At 54.5% G+C, this 19,374-nt stretch carries 17 protein-coding genes; 1 reads left to right on the top strand and 16 read right to left on the bottom strand.

The window, feature by feature from the left end; genetic code table 11:
• Positions 1–147: 147 nt before the first annotated feature.
• A complete protein-coding gene (gene yieH, locus KB892_RS25535) occupies positions 148–813 on the top strand; it encodes a 6-phosphogluconate phosphatase (protein WP_004145102.1) in 666 nt (221 codons plus the stop codon).
• A gap of 79 nt (positions 814–892) precedes the next feature.
• Here the strand turns inward: yieH and KB892_RS25530 are convergent, their stop codons facing one another.
• From KB892_RS25530 to atpF, 16 genes are all read right to left on the bottom strand, one after another.
• Complete coding sequence (locus KB892_RS25530) at positions 893–1,612, bottom strand: glucosamine-6-phosphate deaminase (protein ID WP_004151545.1); 720 nt, start codon at positions 1,610–1,612, stop codon at positions 893–895.
• A gap of 49 nt (positions 1,613–1,661) precedes the next feature.
• A complete protein-coding gene (locus KB892_RS25525; protein WP_004145104.1) occupies positions 1,662–2,828 on the bottom strand; it encodes an alpha/beta hydrolase-fold protein in 1,167 nt (388 codons plus the stop codon).
• Positions 2,829–2,866: 38 nt separating this feature from the next.
• Entirely contained in the window at positions 2,867–4,501 is a 1,635-nt protein-coding gene (locus KB892_RS25520; RefSeq protein WP_004151546.1) for a carbohydrate porin, read from the bottom strand.
• 477 nt (positions 4,502–4,978) lie between these two features.
• Positions 4,979–5,704 (bottom strand): phosphate signaling complex protein PhoU, encoded by a 726-nt coding sequence (gene phoU, locus KB892_RS25515; RefSeq protein ID WP_004145007.1) that lies wholly within the window; start codon positions 5,702–5,704, stop codon positions 4,979–4,981.
• A 50-nt stretch (positions 5,705–5,754) separates the two neighbouring features.
• Complete coding sequence (gene pstB, locus KB892_RS25510; protein ID WP_004145006.1) at positions 5,755–6,528, bottom strand: phosphate ABC transporter ATP-binding protein PstB; 774 nt, start codon at positions 6,526–6,528, stop codon at positions 5,755–5,757.
• Between the two features lie 47 nt (positions 6,529–6,575).
• Entirely contained in the window at positions 6,576–7,466 is an 891-nt protein-coding gene (gene pstA / locus KB892_RS25505; RefSeq protein ID WP_004151547.1) for a phosphate ABC transporter permease PstA, read from the bottom strand.
• Entirely contained in the window at positions 7,466–8,425 is a 960-nt protein-coding gene (gene pstC / locus KB892_RS25500) for a phosphate ABC transporter permease PstC (protein WP_004145004.1), read from the bottom strand. The genes pstA and pstC overlap by 1 nt, the downstream gene beginning before the upstream one ends.
• A 128-nt stretch (positions 8,426–8,553) precedes the next feature.
• Positions 8,554–9,594, bottom strand: coding sequence for a phosphate ABC transporter substrate-binding protein PstS (gene pstS, locus KB892_RS25495; RefSeq protein ID WP_004150308.1), 1,041 nt, complete (start codon positions 9,592–9,594; stop codon positions 8,554–8,556).
• Between the two features lie 336 nt (positions 9,595–9,930).
• Positions 9,931–11,760 (bottom strand): glutamine--fructose-6-phosphate transaminase (isomerizing), encoded by a 1,830-nt coding sequence (gene glmS, locus KB892_RS25490; protein WP_004151549.1) that lies wholly within the window; start codon positions 11,758–11,760, stop codon positions 9,931–9,933.
• Positions 11,761–11,943: 183 nt separating this feature from the next.
• Positions 11,944–13,314 (bottom strand): bifunctional UDP-N-acetylglucosamine diphosphorylase/glucosamine-1-phosphate N-acetyltransferase GlmU, encoded by a 1,371-nt coding sequence (gene glmU / locus KB892_RS25485; RefSeq protein ID WP_004151550.1) that lies wholly within the window; start codon positions 13,312–13,314, stop codon positions 11,944–11,946.
• A 695-nt stretch (positions 13,315–14,009) separates the two neighbouring features.
• Positions 14,010–14,429, bottom strand: coding sequence for a F0F1 ATP synthase subunit epsilon (locus KB892_RS25480; RefSeq protein WP_001251971.1), 420 nt, complete (start codon positions 14,427–14,429; stop codon positions 14,010–14,012).
• A 20-nt stretch (positions 14,430–14,449) separates the two neighbouring features.
• Positions 14,450–15,832, bottom strand: coding sequence for a F0F1 ATP synthase subunit beta (gene atpD, locus KB892_RS25475; RefSeq protein ID WP_004144997.1), 1,383 nt, complete (start codon positions 15,830–15,832; stop codon positions 14,450–14,452).
• Between the two features lie 26 nt (positions 15,833–15,858).
• Positions 15,859–16,722 carry a F0F1 ATP synthase subunit gamma gene (gene atpG, locus KB892_RS25470; protein WP_004144996.1) on the bottom strand — a complete coding sequence of 288 codons (864 nt, stop codon included), beginning with the start codon at positions 16,720–16,722 and terminating at the stop codon, positions 15,859–15,861.
• A 50-nt stretch (positions 16,723–16,772) separates the two neighbouring features.
• Positions 16,773–18,314, bottom strand: coding sequence for a F0F1 ATP synthase subunit alpha (gene atpA, locus KB892_RS25465; RefSeq protein ID WP_004151551.1), 1,542 nt, complete (start codon positions 18,312–18,314; stop codon positions 16,773–16,775).
• A 12-nt stretch (positions 18,315–18,326) separates the two neighbouring features.
• Entirely contained in the window at positions 18,327–18,860 is a 534-nt protein-coding gene (gene atpH, locus KB892_RS25460; protein ID WP_004144994.1) for a F0F1 ATP synthase subunit delta, read from the bottom strand.
• 14 nt (positions 18,861–18,874) lie between these two features.
• The gene (gene atpF / locus KB892_RS25455; protein WP_004107293.1) at positions 18,875–19,345 is read right to left on the bottom strand and encodes a F0F1 ATP synthase subunit B; all 471 of its coding nucleotides are present in this window, start codon (positions 19,343–19,345) and stop codon (positions 18,875–18,877) included.
• Between the last annotated feature and the right edge of the window lie 29 nt (positions 19,346–19,374).

Genomic DNA, 19,374 nt, shown 5'->3' with positions numbered 1-19,374 from the left:
GGGAAAATTCGAGGCTATCCTATACCAAATTACGGCACCAGGCGCGGTTGTATGGTAATTTTTTTCATTTATTTTGCTTATACGGCAACGATTGCGTCGCGGCATTGAGCATTACGAAAACGTTAAACTTGTTAATATGGAAAGGCTATGACTCAACCAGAAGCAGTATTTTTTGACTGTGACGGCACGCTGGTCGACAGCGAGGTGATTTGCTCCCGCGCCTACGTTCACATGTTTCAGGAATTCGGCATTACGCTGGACCTCGCCGAGATTTTTAAGCGCTTCAAAGGTGTGAAGCTGTACGAAATTATCGACACCATCAACGCTGAGTATGGCGTTAATCTGCAAAAGGCCACCCTGGAGCCGATTTACCGGGCCGAGGTCGCTCGCCTGTTCGATAGCGAGCTGGAGGTGATTCCCGGAGCCCAGGCGCTGCTGGATGCGGTAAGCGTCCCGATGTGCGTGGTTTCCAATGGCCCGGTCAGTAAGATGCAGCACTCGCTCGGACGCACCGGCCTGCTGCGCCATTTCACTGACCGCTTGTACAGCGGCTACGATATTCAGCGCTGGAAGCCCGACCCGGCGCTGATGTTTCATGCGGCAGAGGCCATGCAGGTAAAAGCTGAAAACTGTATTCTGGTGGATGACTCCAGCGCCGGCGCTCAGTCGGGGATTGCCGCCGGCATGGAAGTGTTTTATTTCTGCGCCGATCCGCACAACCAGCCGATCGATCATCCCAAAGTGACGACCTTTACCGATCTGGCAGAGCTGCCGGCATTGTGGCAGGCGCGCGGCTGGGATATCACGCGTTAAGGGCCTGGTGAGCGGCACGTTGGCATCGATGCCCCCCCGCTATGCGTCTGCGTAAGCGGGGAATAGAACTAGCGGCTTTTTATTGCTGCAATTCCGCCGCCGCCGCTTTATCGGCAATAATCACCAGTGAAGGGTGCAATTTGAGCACTGAAGCCGGCACCTGCACGCTGACCGGACCTTCCACCACTTGCTTTAACGCGTGCGCTTTTGCCGCACCGCTGACAATTAGCAATAAATTTTTCGCCGCCATCACGCTTCTCGGCCCCATGGTGACATAGCTGTCTGGTACTGCCGAGATATTCCCGCCCATCTCGCTGTTAGCGATAAGAGCAATCATTTCCCCATGAATCGGCACTTCGACCGTCTGATCATGAAAGCGGGTGGTATTCGGCAGGTTGCCGCAAAAATGGCCGTCGGCCCCCAGCCCCAGCACCATCAGATCCAGACCGCCAGCCTCTTCCAGCTGGCGATCGTGCTGAGCGGCGTTGTCCAGCGTCAGCTTGTGAATGTTCTCTTCTTTGATCTGCGCCGGGGTAAAAAACAGCTGGCGCAAATTAGATATCGTGACGCCTTCTCGCGACTGGCCGCGAAAAGGGATCTCATCGAAGTTGTAATAGTGCACCCGATCATAGAATGCTTTGCCTTTCACGGCGGCGGTCAAATGCTTATACATCCGCTTTGGCGTGCTCCCCGCCGTCACCGCCAGATTCACCCGCCGCGGCGCCGTGATATAGCCCAGAACATGATGGCTGGCGACCAGGCTCATCTCTTCATAATCTTCGGTCACAATCATTTTCATCTTGTCGTCCTTCACAAGCACAAAACGGGGGCTGAAGGCCCCCTAAAGGTTATTTAAACAGTTTTTGCACAAACTCGGCGTAGGCCGGGCGCCAGACGTCCATTTCATGGTTCAGGCCGGGATACTGGTGGTAATCAAATTTAATCTGCTGTTTTTCCAGCTCGCTTTTCAGACCAGCAATGTCTTTACCGGTCACAGAATCTTTTTCCCCGACGACCACGGTAAAGTTACGCAGCTGCTTATTGATCGCGTCAGGCTGCTTCAGCTGCGCTTCCACGCCGGCATTCGGCACCGTGGTAGTCGTAACGCCGCTAAAGGTGGCGAGCCAGCCAAAGCTCTCCAGATGATTCATTCCGGAAACCAGCGCCTGATAACCGCCCTGCGAGAGGCCCGCCAGCGCCCGACCGTCGGCATCTTTACGCACGTTAAATCGGGCATCGATCAGCGGAATAATATCCTGCATGAGCTCTTTATCCGCCGCCTGCGCATTAAGTGGATAGAAGGTTTTGCGCCGCTCCTGCGGCGGGAAGTTTTCCGCGACCGCTTCCGGGATATCGGTTTCGGTATCCGGGACCACCACCAGCATCGGCTTAATCTTGCCCTCCGCCAGCAGGTTATCCATGATTTGCGGGATCCGCCCCTGATCGATGGCCGACAGGCCGCTGTCGCCAAAGCCATGATAGAAATAGAGCACCGGCAGCGGATCGCCGGTTCCGCTATAGCCCGGCGGCGTCCAGACATAGAGACGACGTTCGGCGTTCAGAGCCTTCGAGTGATAGGTGAGGGTGCGCAGATCGCCATGCGCAACCTCCCGATCGTCAAGAATACTGCCCGGCACCAGAATCAAACTGGTGTTCACCTGGCGCTGCGGCTTCTGATAGCGGCTGCCGGTATCTACCGAGCGGAAGCCATCCACATCGAAATAGTATTCATAGAGATTGGGCTTCATCGGCTCGCTTTTCCATGTCCAGACTCCGTCCGCTGCTTTGGTCATGTCGTGCGAGACAAAGGAGTCCGGCGTGGCGCCAGTCACTATCGAGACCCGCCGGGCATCAGGGGCAAACAAGCGGTAAGTGATACTCTTATCCGCGTTAACCTGGGTGATAAAGTGGCTCACCGGCAGGCTTGGGTCCGGCATCGCGGGTAATGGCGCCGCCTGGAGGGTAAACGCCGCGCCCGCCAGCGCCAGGGCGAAATAAATTGCATGTCGTTTCATCGTTGTTCCTCTTTCGTTGTGTCCGTTCAGTTATCGTCTCACCACCAGATTTCCGCCTGCGCCCCCACGGCAAACTGATCGTTCTTCCCGTCTTCAAAAATGCTGGTGGTATTATTCACGGCCTTATCCAGGTCAATATCCTTCGCTTTAATATAGGTGGCATAGAAACGAATTTCCGGGCGCGAGGTCAGCATACTGGTATTGACTTTGAAGGTATGGAACAGCGTGGTCTTGTAGCCGGACTCGTTATATTTCTTGCCGGTAACATCTTTGTTTTGCTGTTTGAAGTACCCCAGCTCGACGCCGGTCTGGTTATATTTATCCCAGATATAAGCCGGTCGCAGAACCGTACGGATAGATTCAAAATCGGAGTGGGCTCCGGTTTCGTAGCTATAGACGTCGTTACCAAAAGAGTAGACGATGGCATTCGCCATAATAACGTCATCGCGTAAATAGGTTTCCCCCTGCGAGGTTAAGCGCACGGCGGTGCCATTGGTATGATCGCCATAATAGCGGCCATTAAAGGTGGTATAGGGGCTGGATCCGGCATAGCGTGAGAAGCTGCTGGCAATAGAGTTATTGGCCAGTAAGAAAGAGAATTCGTTAAAGCCGCCGTTAGCAAATTTCTGCGTTAACGAGGTACCAGCCATCCAGGTATCTTTCCACGGATAATAACCTTCATTGCCCTCTTTATATTTCTCAGAGGAACTTTGGTTGGCGGCGACATAGCGTCCGCTAACCATCAGGCTGGCTTTATCCCACAGCGGAATCTCTTTGTAACGAACGTCCAGGGTGTTGGTGTTAATTTGCTGCTTATTGCTTAAAGAACGGTCATAATCATCGACATCTTCGCGAATCAACGCGATATCGAATTTCCCGGCGCCCACCTGCCAGTTTTCCAGCCCTACGCCGGCCGCCGCATCGGTTCTCTGCGTTTTCCAGTCCAGCATCTGGATTTCAATTTTTGGCGCCCCGTGTTTGCCGACCCAGAAATCGGCTTCCGGCGCAAACGGCAGGAACCCTTTGGTGTTAACATACATATCCGAGAATTGAATGTAGTTTTCGCCGCCGGCATTGTCACCAAACCAGCCAGTGGAATACTGCTGGCCGACGTTCCCGTCGAGCATCACGATGGCGTCGACGCGTTTATCGCCTTCCTGAAACACCCGCTGCTTCAGCTGCAGATCGAACCAGCCGGAATATTCATTGCCCAGGCGGCCAAGCGAACCGATCGCCCATGATTTTGGCGAGCCGTGCGAGGCGGTCCCCCAGCCGGAACGGAAGTAGCCGTTATAGCTAAAGCCAATTTCATCTTTCACGAACTTGCTAAAGTCTTTCAGCGTCATCGCGCTGTAGGCTGGCGCGCCATCGGTGACAGGTTGTTGATTTTTAACCAGCACCGCATCCGGTTTAACCGCCGTTTTCGGCCCGGCGGTCGCCCCCCCGGTCTTGCGCTTCTGACCTTCCGCAGGAGGAGACCATGAGGCCCAAATCTGGTCTCTTTTTCTTTCCTGGTCCTGATATTTTTTGAGCTCTTTTTGCGTGTCTTTGAGCGCTTTTTCCAGCAGCTCAAGCCGTTGTTCCACCGTCAACTGGCTCGCTAGCAGATTAGTTGAATAACAAAGTGGCGCCAGCAAGACTATCGCCGAAGCGATCCTGTTTTTTCTCATCATAATATTCCCTTATATAATCATTGGCGTAAATAAAACACGACAACAACCCTATTCCGTGCCGGTGCTAATAGCCGTATCCATACCGTTTGACGTCGCGGCGGCTGTTATTTTTGCGGTTAGACAAAAACAAAAAAACCTGAAGAAGACCATCTGCCTTGGCAGATAATCCTCTTCAGGTTTTGCCCGCGCATCGCGGTAGCAACCCTCATTCAGCCATTATTGGCCCGCATAAAACAAAAAACCTGATATCGCCCCCAGGAGCAATATCAGGTTTTGCCTGCTGTCGCAGTCACAATCCGTTTAAACCATCCTGAGCGTTAAAACTCAGTGAGTGGCAGCTGATTGTTACGCGATAAAATGAATAACTCAAACGGGCAGATTGTTAATTGTGACGATAATCTCAGCAATCTCGCTGCCGCGGGGTAAAACATATCTAATTCTGATAAATCCATTTACCAGAATTAGACAGAATGATTATTACTCTTTCGGATCTTTGCCAGCGAGCAGTTTATCCAGCTCATCGCCGCCAACGTGACGGAAATCCTGACCTTTGACGAAGTAGAAAATATATTCGCAGATATTCTGGCAGCGGTCGCCGATACGCTCGATGGAGCGCGCACAGAACAGCGCGGTCAGGACGCTGGGGATAGTGCGCGAGTCTTCCATCATGTAGGTCATCAGCTGACGCACGATGCCTTCATACTCCTGGTCGACTTTCTTATCTTCGCGATAGATACGTACCGCTTCGTCGAGATCCATACGCGCAAACGCATCCAGTACGTCATGCAGCATCTGCACCGTGTGGCGGCCCAGCGATTCGAGGCTCACCAGCAGCGGCTGGTGCTGCTGGGAAAACTTCTCCAGCGCGGTGCGGCAGATTTTATCCGCCACGTCGCCAATGCGTTCCAGCTCAGCGATAGTCTTGATGATCGCCATCACCAGGCGCAGGTCGCTGGCGGTCGGCTGGCGCTTGGCGATGATGCGCACGCACGCTTCATCGATAGCCACTTCCATCATGTTGACCTGCTTGTCGCCGTCGATGACGCGTTTCGCCAGATCGCTGTCCTGGTTATGCATGGCGGTGATGGCATCAGAGAGCTGCTGTTCCACCAGCCCACCCATGGTCATCACCTGGGTGCGGATATACTCCAGTTCAGCGTTGAACTGGCCGGAAATATGTTTGTTAAGATTTAGGTTGTCCATGGTGTCTCCTGATTGCCCAACTGGTGAGAGCCTGAAAGCACAAGGGCAAATCAACCGTAGCGGCCAGTAATATAATCTTCAGTTTGTTTCTTCGCGGGCTTAGTGAACAGGTCATCCGTGTTGCTGAACTCAATCAGCTCGCCAAGATACATAAATGCCGTATGGTCGGAGCAACGCGCAGCCTGCTGCATGTTGTGAGTCACGATAACGACGGTGTAGTCCTGTTTCAGCTCGGTGATCAGCTCTTCGATACGCCCGGTGGAGATCGGGTCCAGCGCGGAGCACGGCTCATCAAGCAGCAGCACTTCCGGGCGGATCGCGATACCGCGGGCAATGCACAGACGCTGCTGCTGACCACCGGAGAGAGAATACCCGCTCTGGTGCAGTTTATCTTTGGTTTCGTTCCATAATGCGGCTTTGGTCAGCGCCCACTGCACGCGCTCGTCCATATCGGCACGGGACAGCTTTTCAAACAGGCGCACGCCGAAGGCGATATTGTCGTATATGGACATCGGGAACGGCGTTGGTTTCTGGAACACCATGCCAACCTTAGCGCGCAGCAGGGCGATATCCTGGGTGTTAGTCAGAATGTTGTCGCCATCCAGCAGGATCTCACCTTCCGCGCGCTGCTCCGGATACAGTTCAAACATCTTGTTGAACGTGCGCAGCAGGGTGGATTTACCACAGCCTGACGGACCGATAAACGCCGTCACCTGGTTTTTGGTGATATCCAGGTTGATGTTCTTCAGGGCATGGAATTTGCCGTAGTAGAAGTTCAGGTTACGAACTGAAATCTTACCCGGAGCTGTATTCACCATACTCATCTCAATCTCTTCCTCATTCAGCGCAGCAGTTGCTGCGCCGCAAAAAATTAACCGTGTTTCTTCTTGGCGAAGATAACGCGCGCCAGGATGTTCAGCAGCAAGACGCACAGGGTGATAATCAATACCCCGGCCCATGCCAGTTGCTGCCACTCCGCAAACGGACTCATGGCAAATTTGAAAATGGTCACCGGCAGGTTGGCAATCGGCTGCATCATGTCGGTGCTCCAGAACTGGTTGGACAGCGCGGTGAACAGCAGCGGCGCCGTTTCCCCGGCGATACGGGCAATAGCCAGCAGGATCCCGGTCATAATCCCTGAGACGGAGGCTTTCAGGGTGATCGCCGAGATCATCTTCCACTTCGGCGTCCCCAGCGCATAGGCCGCTTCACGCAGGCTATCCGGCACCAGCTTCAGCATGTTTTCGGTGGTACGAATAACGATAGGCACCTGCAGCAGCGCCAGCGCGATAACGCCCGCCCAGCCCGAGAAGTGCTGCATCTGCGCCACCACAATGGTGTAGACGAACAGACCCACCACGATAGACGGCGCGGAAAGCAGAATGTCGTTGATAAAGCGGATGATTTCCGCCAGCACCGACTTGCGGCCATACTCCGCCAGATAAATTCCGGCGAGGATACCCAGCGGCGTACCAAATACGGTTGCCCACAGGATCAGCAGGCCGCTGCCGGCGAGGGCGTTAGCCAGTCCACCGCCCGCCGTATTCGGCGGCGGCGTCATTTCGGTGAACAGCGCCAGACTCATGCCGTCGAAACCGCGGGTTATCGTCGCCATCAGGATCCAGATAAGCCAGAACAAACCAAACGCCATGGTCGCCATCGACAGCGCCAGAGCGATACGGTTCTTCATGCGGCGTTTGGCCTGCATCTTGCGACGGGACTCCGCCAGTTCGGCGGTAGTTTGCAATTCAATGGTCGCCATTAGCGTGCCCCCTCATTCTTCGCGAGGCGCATAATCATAAACTTCGACGCGGCCAGAACGATAAAGGTGATAACGAACAGGATCAGGCCCAGCTCCATCAGCGCCGCCACGTGCAGGCCGGTTTCCGCTTCGGCGAACTCATTAGCCAGCGCGGAGGTAATACTGTTCCCCGGCATATACAACGAGATGCTGTCGAGCTGGTAGGTGTTGCCGATGATAAAGGTGACCGCCATGGTTTCACCCAGCGCGCGGCCCAGACCGAGCATCACCCCGCCGATCACCCCATTCTTGGTGAACGGTAAGACAATGCGCCAGATCACCTCCCAGGTGGTGCAGCCGATGCCATAGGCCGACTCTTTCATCATCACCGGGGTCTGTTCGAAAACATCGCGCATGACCGCGGCGATGTAAGGGATGATCATGATGGCCAGAATGACGCCAGCGGCGAGAATACCGATACCAAACGCCGGGCCGGCAAACAGCGCGCCGACGAACGGGATGGTCGACAGAACGTTGCCGACCGGCTCCTGGAAGTAAGTCGCAAACAGCGGGGCGAAAATAAACAGGCCCCACATGCCGTACACGATGCTCGGGATTGCCGCCAGCAGCTCAATCGCAATGCCCAGCGGACGCTTGAGCCAGGCGGGGGACAATTCTGTCAGAAACAGCGCGATGCCGAAGCTCACCGGAACGGCGATCAGCAGCGCGATAAAAGAGGTGACCAGGGTTCCGTAAATCGGGACCAGCGCGCCGAAGATCTCGTTAGGCGCATCCCACTCTTTGGTCCACAAAAAGGCAAAGCCAAACTTTTGAATGCTCGGCCAGGAAGAGATGATCAGGGAAACGATGATGCCGCCCAGCATCAATAGCACAATCAGCGCAGCCAGTTTTACCAGCGCACTGAAAATCATGTCACCCTTTTTCCCCGGAGGGGTAAATGCAGGCTTGGTTGCAGCCATAGATTACTCTTTACGTATTAAAACTTGTTCGAATAAATGCCCGGTGGCGTTGGCTCCCGGGCCTACAGTCTGAACCGTAGGGCGGGCAGCGCCTGAACGCCCCCGCCATCTTCGTCAAAAATCTACTGTTAGTACAGCGCTTTACCGCTGCTGTCTTTGACGTTGGTTTTCCATGCCGCGCGAACCTGCTCTACCACGCTTTCCGGCAGCGTCGCGTAATCCAGCGCATTCGCTTCTTTCCCGCCGTTTTTATACGCCCAGTCGAAGAACTTCAGCACTTCAGCGGTCTGTTCCGGCTTGTTCGTCGCCTTATGCACCAGGATGAAGGTGGTTGAGGTGATCGGCCATGCATTCTCGCCTTTCTGGTTGGTCAGGTCCTGAGCGAAAGACTTGCTCCAGTCAACGCCTTTTGCGGCGTTAGCGAAGTTGTCTTCAGTCGGGCTAACCGGCTTGCCGTCGGCAGAGACCAGTTTGGTGTAGGCCAGGTTGTTTTGCTTAGCGTAAGCGTATTCGACGTAACCAATCGAGCCAGGCAGACGCTGAACAAAGGCGGCGATACCATCGTTGCCTTTACCGCCCAGACCGGTTGGCCAGTTTACGGTAGAGCCGGCGCCGATTTTCGATTTCCACTCTTCATTCACTTTGGACAGGTAGCTGGTGAAAACGAAGGAGGTACCTGAACCATCGGCGCGGCGGACCACGGCGATGTTCTGCGACGGCAGCTTCAGGCCCGGGTTGAGCTTAGCGATCGCTTCGTCATCCCATTTTTTAATTTTACCCAGGTAGATATCACCGAGGGTTTTGCCATCCAGCACCAGTTCGCCGGATTTCACGCCAGGCAGGTTAACCGCCAGTACCACGCCGCCAATCACGGTGGGGAACTGGAACAGACCTTCCTGGGTCAGTTTGTCATCAGCCAGCGGAGCATCAGAAGCACCGAAATCAACGGTGTTGGCAATAATCTGCTTAACGCCACCAGAGGAACCAATACCCTGGTAGTTCACTTTATTGCCGGTTTCTTTCTGATAGGTATCAGCCCATTTGGCATACACCGGCGCAGGGAAAGTTGCGCCTGCGCCAGTCAGGCTTGCTGCTGCGAAGGCAGAGAAAGCGCTCATCGATAAGGTCGCGGCGACAACTGTTGCGACGGTGGTACGCATAACGTTCATAATGTCTCCTGCTGGGATTCGTAAATCATTGTTTCGAGGCTATGGTGAGCAAAATAGGTCAAAGAGGTGACAGTAAAATGTACGAATTATGACAGTTTTATGACAGGCCGGGAGAGTGGATTTTACGCCAAATAATACGCTTATAACTCAGATGGTTATCTTTAATCATGACCGTGCAATGACAAAATAATTTTCTTTTTATGACGGCGAAATCGGACCGTAAAACGATCGTTTGTCATCTACCGCCAGCCAAAATATTGCGCACGTAATCGATGGAAAACAGCAGGTGCAAATAAAAAGGGCCGCCGTCGGCAGCCCTTTGCAGGATAGGATGCTTTACTCAACCGTTACCGATTTCGCCAGGTTACGCGGCTGGTCAACGTCAGTGCCTTTGATCAGCGCGACGTGATAAGCCAACAGCTGCAGCGGAACCGTATAGAAGATAGGGGCGATGGTCTCTTCCACATGCGGCATCTCAATGATGTGCATGTTATCGCTACCGTTGAAGCCGGCTTCACCGTGGGCGAAGACGTATAGTTCACCGCCGCGGGCACGAACCTCTTCGATGTTGGATTTCAGTTTTTCCAGCAGTTCGTTGTTCGGCGCCACCACGATCACCGGCATTTCCGCATCAATCAGCGCCAGTGGGCCGTGCTTAAGCTCGCCCGCCGCATAGGCTTCCGCGTGAATGTAGGAGATCTCTTTCAGCTTCAGCGCCCCTTCCATAGCGATCGGATACTGATCGCCACGGCCAAGGAACAGCGCATGGTGCTTATCAGAGAAGCGCTCTGCCAGCTGCTCAATACGCTTGTCCTGGGAGAGCATTTGCTCGATACGGTTCGGCAGAGCCTGAAGGCCGTGCACGATATCATGCTCGATAGACGCATCCTGACCTTTCAGTCGCGCCAGTTTCGCCACCAGCATCAACAGCACGGTTAGCTGAGTGGTAAAGGCTTTGGTCGAGGCCACGCCGATTTCCGTTCCGGCTTTGGTCATCAGCGCCAGATCGGACTCGCGCACCAGCGACGAGCCCGGCACGTTGCAGATGGCCAGCGAGCCGAGATAGCCCAGCTCTTTCGACAGACGCAGCGCCGCCAGGGTATCGGCAGTTTCACCGGACTGGGAGAGGGTGATCATCAGGCTATTGCGACGCACTGCGGACTTGCGATAGCGGAATTCGGAGGCGATTTCCACATCGCACGGGACGCCGGCTAACGCTTCGAACCAGTAGCGGGAAACCATCCCGGAGTTATAGGAAGTCCCGCAGGCAACTATCTGAATATGTTCAACCTGAGCCAGCATTTCATTGGCGTTCGGCCCCAGTTCGCTGAGATCCACTTCGCCATGGCTGATGCGCCCGGTCAGGGTGTTCTTAATCGCGTTCGGCTGCTCGAAAATCTCTTTCTGCATATAGTGGCGGTAGATACCTTTATCGCCAGCGTCATACTGCAGATTGGATTCGATCTCCTGGCGCTTCACTTGCGCAGCGGACTTATCAAAAATCACCACCGAACGGCGAGTCACTTCCGCGATATCGCCTTCTTCGAGGAAGATGAAGCGGCGGGTAACCGGCAGCAATGCCAGCTGGTCGGAGGCGATAAAGTTTTCACCCATCCCCAGGCCAATTACCAGCGGGCTACCGGAGCGGGCCGCCAGCAGAGTTCCCGGGTCACGGGTATCCATGATCACCGTACCGTAAGCGCCGCGCAGCTGCGGGATAGCGCGCAGGACGGCTTCACGCAAGGTACCGCCTTGTTCCAGCTCCCAGTGCACCAGATGGGCAATAACTTCGGTATCGGTCTCGGTGACGAAGACATAGCCGCGAGACTGCAGCAGGGCGCGCAGCGGCTCATGGTTTTCGATGATCCCGTTATGGACCACCACAATGTGTTCAGAAACATGCGGATGCGCATTGCTCTCAGACGGTTCGCCGTGCGTCGCCCAACGAGTATGGGCGATCCCGGTACCACCGTGTAACGGTTGCTCTTCTACCGCCTGAGCCAGCATCTGAACTTTACCCAGGCGACGCACGCGGGTCATATGACCTTCGCTGTCGACCACTGCCAGACCGGCAGAGTCATAGCCACGGTATTCCAGACGACGTAAACCTTCGAGAAGGATTTCAGCAATATCACGCTGCGCGACTGCGCCAACAATTCCACACATAGTTAAATTTCCTGATAATGGCGATATGCCATGCGTTGTCGCTGACCTGTATTTGCCCGTTTTCCGGGCGCCCCGAGCCTTGTAGAGAGTGGGGTTATTGTTATGGTACTGCCTGCGGACGGGGATCTATGTTGACCCTCTCATCCTAGTTCGCCGGGAAAATTTCCCCGGCGATAATCCAAATTATTTCTTCTTCACCGGACGCTGCCAGCCCTGTTTGTGGACCTGCGGTACGCGGCTCAACACCAGTTCGTTATCGGCGATATTGCGCGTGACGGTGGTGCCGGCGGCGATCGTGACGCCGTTGCCTACCGTGACCGGGGCCACCAGCTGGGTATCCGAGCCGACAAAGACATCATCGCCAATAATCGTTTTATGCTTGTTCGCACCATCGTAGTTGCAGGTGATGGTGCCCGCGCCGATATTGACGTTATCGCCAATCTCCGCATCGCCCAGATAGGTCAGATGACCCGCCTTGGAGCCTTTCCCGAGACGCGCTTTTTTCATTTCCACGAAGTTACCAACGTGGGCGCCTGCCAGCAGTTCGGCGCCCGGGCGCAGACGGGCAAATGGACCGATGGTGCAGGCCGCCTGCAGCTGGGCATCTTCCACCACGCTGTAGGGGCTAATTTCGCAGTCATCGCCGATGGTGCTGTTTTTGATCACGCAGCCGGCGCCGATTTTCACTCGATCGCCCAGCACCACGTTGCCTTCCAGAATAACGTTAGTATCGATCTCTACATCGCGCCCGTGCTGCAGCGTACCGCGCAGATCGAAACGCGCCGGATCGCGCAGCATCACGCCCGCCAGCAGCAGCTTTTCCGCCTGCTCCGCCTGGTAGACGCGCTCCAGGCGCGCAAGCTGCAGGCGGTTGTTGACGCCTTCGACTTCGCTCAGGCGCTGCGGATGCACTGCGACGATCTGGTGTCCTTCCTGGTGCGCCATGGCGATGATATCGGTGATGTAGTATTCACCCTGAGCGTTGTTATTGGTGAGTTTCGCCAGCCAGCGCTTTAGATCCGCTCCGCCGGCGATCAGGATCCCGGTGTTGATTTCCTGGATCTGGCGCTGGGCCTCGCTGGCATCTTTGTGCTCAACGATGCCCGTCACCTGGCCATTTTCACGGGTAATGCGGCCATAGCCGGTTGGGTCATCCAGCTTCACCGTTAACAGACCAATCCCACCCTGTGGTTTCGCGGCGCGCAGGCGCTGTAGCGTCTCAACGGAGATCAGCGGCACGTCGCCATAGAGCATCAGGATGTCTTCATCATCATTGAAGAATGGCGCCGCCTGCTGCATAGCGTGCCCGGTTCCGAGCTGCTCGGCCTGCAGCACCCAGTTCAGGTTGTCTTCATGCAGAGTCTGACGCAGCAGATCGCCGCCGTGGCCGTATACCAGGTGTACCGCACATGCGCCTAAATCGTTAGCGGCATCAATGACATGCTGCACCATTGGCTTCCCGGCCAGGGTATGCAGCACCTTAGGAAGATCGGAATACATGCGGGTCCCTTTGCCTGCAGCAAGGATAACCACGCTCATCGCACTATTTGACATACTCATCCTGACGGTAGTTAGAACGAAAAGTAAAAGCCTTTCACGTTGAAATTTCTACATATTTTTCATCATAAAACGAGACGTGGAGAAAACGTCCAGGCTCACTGTTTTACCCCATTTTATGACGCTATTTTTAACCACTGCAAATCAGTTTAACGCTGAAAAAGGAGGGCGGGGTGGAGAATCATTAACTATCTCACTGCTTTTGCTGTTTTTTCGCCACCTGAATAAAGCCGCAGCGGCAGACGTTTATCAGCACCCACAGCGGGAAGAACCAGGATAAATATTCGCCAGTCGCTGGCGGGGGAGGGCGGTAAAGTGATTGATGCTATCCATAAAAAACGAAAGGCCACCTATCAGGTGACCTTCTTTTCCCGGTTTCACATCGCCAGTGTTGTCGTTTTGATGGGCGATACGTCGTGTCAGCGGGCGAGATAGCGCGGAGCTTAGAAGCTCAGGACGCTAAATTTAGCGATGATTTTATGGAACAGTTTCATGATGATTTCCTGACGCAGGTGCAGTTTATAACGCTCTTTTTGTGATATACATCACATAAAAAGAGTTTACGCCTCATCATTTAACTAATCAATAACAATTAAGGGTGAATACTGTTTTCACTTCATCCGCTCGTCAGCAGCGGGCAATAAAAAAAGCCAGCCTGGAACCCAGACTGGCTTTTTACGTTCAAGCCGGTGTTACATCGCTTTTTTGGTCAACTCGATAACGCGCAGTTTAGCGATCGCTTTGGCCAGTTCCGCAGACGCCTGAGCGTAATCCACATCGCCGTGAGAGCTCTTAATGTGCTCTTCCGCTTTGCGTTTCGCTTCCAGCGCTCGCGCTTCGTCGAGGTCCTGACCGCGAATTGCGGTATCCGCCAGGACGGTCACGCTGCCAGGCTGCACTTCAAGAATGCCGCCGGACAGATAGATAAACTCTTCATGACCGTGCTGTTTAACGATGCGAATCATACCAGGCTTAATGGCGGTGAGCAGCGGCGCGTGGCCCGGGTAAATACCCAGTTCACCTTCGCTACCCGTTACCTGGATTTTTTCGACCAGACCAGAGAACATTTGTTGCTCTGCGCTGACGACGTCCAGGTGGTAAGTCATTGCCATATCACCCTCCGATTAAGGCGTTAAAGTTTTTTGGCTTTTTCCACGGCTTCGTCGATGGAACCGACCATGTAGAACGCCTGCTCTGGCAGGTGATCGTATTCGCCTTCCATGATGCCTTTAAAGCCACGGATGGTGTCTTTCAGCGCCACGTATTTGCCCGGAGAACCGGTAAAGACTTCTGCCACGAAGAACGGCTGGGACAGGAAGCGCTGGATCTTACGCGCGCGAGCTACCACCAGTTTGTCTTCTTCAGACAGTTCGTCCATACCGAGGATGGCGATAATGTCTTTCAGTTCCTGATAACGCTGCAGGATGGACTGAACGCCACGCGCGGTGTCGTAGTGTTCCTGACCAACAACCAGCGGATCCAGCTGACGGCTGGTGGAATCCAGCGGGTCAACGGCCGGGTAGATACCCAGGGATGCGATCTGACGGCTCAGTACTACGGTTGCATCTAAGTGAGCAAAGGTAGTGGCTGGGGATGGGTCAGTTAAGTCATCCGCCGGTACGTATACCGCCTGTACGGAGGTGATAGAACCGGTTTTGGTGGAGGTGATACGTTCCTGCAGAACGCCCATCTCTTCCGCCAGGGTCGGCTGATAACCTACCGCTGAAGGCATACGACCCAGCAGCGCGGATACTTCAGTACCGGCCAGGGTGTAACGATAGATGTTATCGACGAACAGCAGTACGTCACGACCTTCGTCACGGAATTTCTCAGCCATGGTCAGGCCGGTCAGCGCAACGCGCAGACGGTTTCCCGGCGGCTCGTTCATCTGGCCGTACACCAGGGATACTTTATCGATAACGTTGGAGTCGGTCATTTCGTGGTAGAAGTCGTTACCCTCACGAGTACGCTCACCTACGCCCGCAAACACAGAGTAACCGGAGTGCTCGATCGCGATGTTACGGATCAGCTCCATCATGTTTACAGTTTTACCTACACCCGCACCGCCGAACAGACCAACTTTACCGCCCTTCGCGAACGGACACATCAGGTCGATAACTTTGATGCCGGTTTCCAGCAGTTCCTGAGAGCTGGACAGCTCTTCATAGGACGGTGCCGCGCGGTGGATAGCCCAACGCTCTTCTTCGCCGATGTCGCCTTTCATGTCAACCGGTTGACCCAGTACGTTCATGATACGACCCAGCGTTGCTTTACCTACCGGGACTTCGATCGGGTGCTCGAGGTCTTTTACATCCAGACCGCGGCGCAGACCATCAGAAGAACCCATGGCGATGGTACGTACGATACCGCCGCCCAGCTGCTGCTGAACTTCCAGCACCAGAACTTCATTACCATTCTGTACCTCAAGGGCTTCGTACACGCGTGGTACGGCATCCTGAGGGAACTCGACGTCGACCACGGCGCCGATTACCTGGACAATCTTTCCAGTAGCCATCTTAAATCCTCTACGAAATAACCTGGTTAAACCGCGGCGGCCCCCGAGACGATCTCGGTGAGTTCCTGAGTAATGCTGGCCTGACGAGCTTTGTTGTATACCAACTGCAGCTCTTTAATCAGGCTGCCGCCATTATCGGTCGCGGCTTTCATCGCCACCATACGGGCGGCCTGCTCGCTGGCCAGGTTTTCAACCACGCCCTGATAAACCTGAGATTCGACGTAGCGGCGCAGGAGGGTATCCAGCAGCGCTTTCGGATCGGGCTCATACAGGTAATCCCAGGATTTACGTTTCAGATCAGCATCTTCTGATGCCGGTAACGGCAGCAGCTGAGTGATCGTCGGAACCTGAGACATGGTGTTAATAAATTTGTTGCTGACAACGTACAGCTTGTCCAGACGGCCTTCATCATAGGCCTGCAACATCACTTTTACCGGGCCGATCAGTTCGGACAGGGATGGGTTATCCCCCATACCGGTCACCTGTGCAACCACGTTGCCGCCCACGGAGTTAAAGAAAGAAACGCCCTTAGAGCCGATCATTGCGAGGTCGCACTGAACGCCTTTATCGGACCATGCTTTCATTTCCGCCAGCAGTTTCTTGAACAGGTTAATGTTCAAGCCGCCGCACAGACCACGGTCGGTCGACACCACCAGGTAGCCCACGCGCTTAACGTCGCGTTCTTCCAGGTAAGGGTGCTTATATTCCAGATTACCGTTCGCAAGGTGACCAATCACTTTGCGCATAGTATCTGCGTAAGGACGGCTGGCCGCCATGCGCTCCTGCGATTTACGCATTTTGGAAGCGGCGACCATCTCCATCGCTTTAGTGATCTTTTGCGTGTTCTGGACGCTTGCGATCTTACTACGTATCTCTTTTGCGCCGGCCATGAGCTTCTCCTCAATGCCTTGCGGCCTGCCCTAAGACAGACCGCCAGACGTTACCAGGACTGGGTTGCTTTGAAGGAATCGAGGATGCCTTTCAGCTTGCCTTCGATTTCGTCGTTATAGCCACCGGACTGGTTAATCTCTTGCATCAGCGGAGCGTAATCACGGTCGACGTAAGCCAGCAGAGCGGCTTCGAAGCTACCGATTTTCGCCAGTTCTACATCAGCCAGGTAACCACGTTCTGCTGCGAACAGAACCAGAGACTGCTGCGCGACGGACATCGGCGCATACTGTTTCTGTTTCAGCAGCTCGGTCACTTTCTGACCGTGGTCCAGCTGTTTGCGGGTTGCATCGTCAAGGTCGGATGCAAACTGGGAGAACGCCGCCAGTTCACGATACTGCGCCAGCGCGGTACGGATACCACCGGACAGTTTCTTCATGATCTTGGTCTGCGCTGCACCACCAACACGGGATACGGAGATACCCGGGTTAACCGCAGGACGAATACCGGCGTTAAACAGGTTGGTTTCCAGGAAGATCTGACCATCGGTAATAGAGATTACGTTGGTCGGAACGAATGCGGAAACGTCACCCGCCTGCGTTTCGATAATCGGCAGCGCAGTCAGAGAACCGGTTTTCCCTTTCACTTCACCTTTGGTGAAGGCTTCAACGTATTCGGCGTTAACACGCGCAGCACGCTCCAGCAGACGAGAGTGGAGGTAGAATACGTCGCCCGGGAACGCTTCACGTCCAGGCGGACGACGGAGCAGCAGGGAGATCTGGCGATAAGCAACAGCCTGTTTAGACAGATCATCGTAAACGATCAGCGCATCTTCACCGCGGTCGCGGAAGTATTCGCCCATTGCGCAACCAGCGTATGGCGCCAGGTATTGCAGTGCAGCAGATTCAGATGCAGTCGCTACCACTACGATGGTGTTAGCCAGCGCGCCGTGCTCTTCCAGTTTACGCACCACGTTAGAGATGGTGGACGCTTTCTGACCGATAGCGACATAGACGCACTTGATGCCGGAATCACGCTGGTTGATGATGGCATCGATAGCCAGCGCAGTTTTACCGGTCTGACGGTCGCCGATGATCAGTTCACGCTGACCACGACCGATTGGGATCATGGCGTCAACGGATTTGTAACCGGTCTGTACCGGCTGATCGACGGACTGACGTTCGATTACGCCCGGCGCGATCGCTTCAACGGCGGAGAAACCGTCGTTTTCCAGCGGACCTTTACCATCAATTGGCGCGCCCAGGGTGTTCACCACGCGGCCCAGCAGGCCACGGCCTACCGGAACTTCCAGGATACGGCCAGTACATTTCACCTTCATGCCTTCGGCGAGGTCAGCGTACGGACCCATTACCACCGCACCTACGGAGTCGCGCTCCAGGTTCAGTGCGATAGCGTAACGGTTACCCGGCAGGGAGATCATCTCGCCCTGCATACATTCGGCAAGGCCGTGGATGCGGATAACACCGTCACTTACAGAAACAATAGTACCTTCGTTATGAGCTTCGCTCACAACATTGAACTGAGCAATGCGCTGCTTGATCAGTTCGCTGATTTCGGTGGAATTCAGTTGCATGCTCCAGTCCCCTTAAGACTGCAAGACGTCTGCAAGGCGCTCAAGACGGCCGCGTACGCTGCCATCAATGACCATATCACCCGCACGGATGATAATACCTGCCATAACAGACTTATCGATTTTGCAATTCAGCTTAACTTTGCGTGACAGACGTTTTTCCATCGCGCTGACGATCCTGGCAAGCTGTTCATCACTCAGTTGGTTGGCAGATATTACTTCTACCTCTGCGATGGCCTCACTGGCCGCGCGCAGGTGAATGAATTGCTCAAGAACGTCCGGGAGCACCTTCAGACGATTATTTTCCGCCATCACCTTAATCAGGTTCTGGCCATTTTCGTCGAGTTGCTCGCCGCAGATAGCGATAAACGCTTCTGAGAGCGTTTCCGGCGCCAAAGCACCGGAGAGAAGCTCTGCCATTTGGTCGTTTTTGGTCACTTCGGCGGCAAACGCCAGCATATCCTGCCAGCGTTCAACACTGTTGTGTTCGACGGCAAAGTCAAAAGCTGCTTTGGCGTAGGGGCGAGCTACCGTTACAAATTCAGACATCAGCCCCTCCCTCCTTACAGTTCAGCGACAAGTTTATCCACGATGTCGCTGTTAGCAGCTTCATCCACGGAACGTTCGATGATCTTCTCGGCGCCAGCAACAGCCAGGATAGCGACCTGCTTACGCAGCTCCTCGCGTGCACGTTTACGCTCAGCATCAATTTCAGCCTGCGCTTGTGCAACGATTTTGGTGCGTTCCTGTTCTGCTTCAGCTTTAGCTTCGTCCAGAATCTGAGAGCGGCGCTTGTTCGCCTGCTCAATGATTACCTGGGCTTCCGCTTTCGCTTTTTTCAGCTGGTCGGTCGCGTTGGCCTGTGCAAGGTCCAAATCTTTCTTAGCGCGTTCTGCAGAAGCTAAACCGTCAGAAATCTCTTTCTGGCGTTTTTCGATGGCAGCCATTAAAGGCGGCCATACGTATTTCATGCAGAACCATACGAAGATAACAAACGCGATGGCCTGGCCGAGGATTGTTGCGTTCATGTTCACAGCACAATACCTCTTTAATTAACTCTGTG

Source organism: Klebsiella sp. P1927, assembly GCF_018204675.1.
Lineage (GTDB): Bacteria > Pseudomonadota > Gammaproteobacteria > Enterobacterales > Enterobacteriaceae > Klebsiella > Klebsiella pneumoniae.
This window is presented reverse-complemented; position numbering and strand designations above follow the sequence as displayed.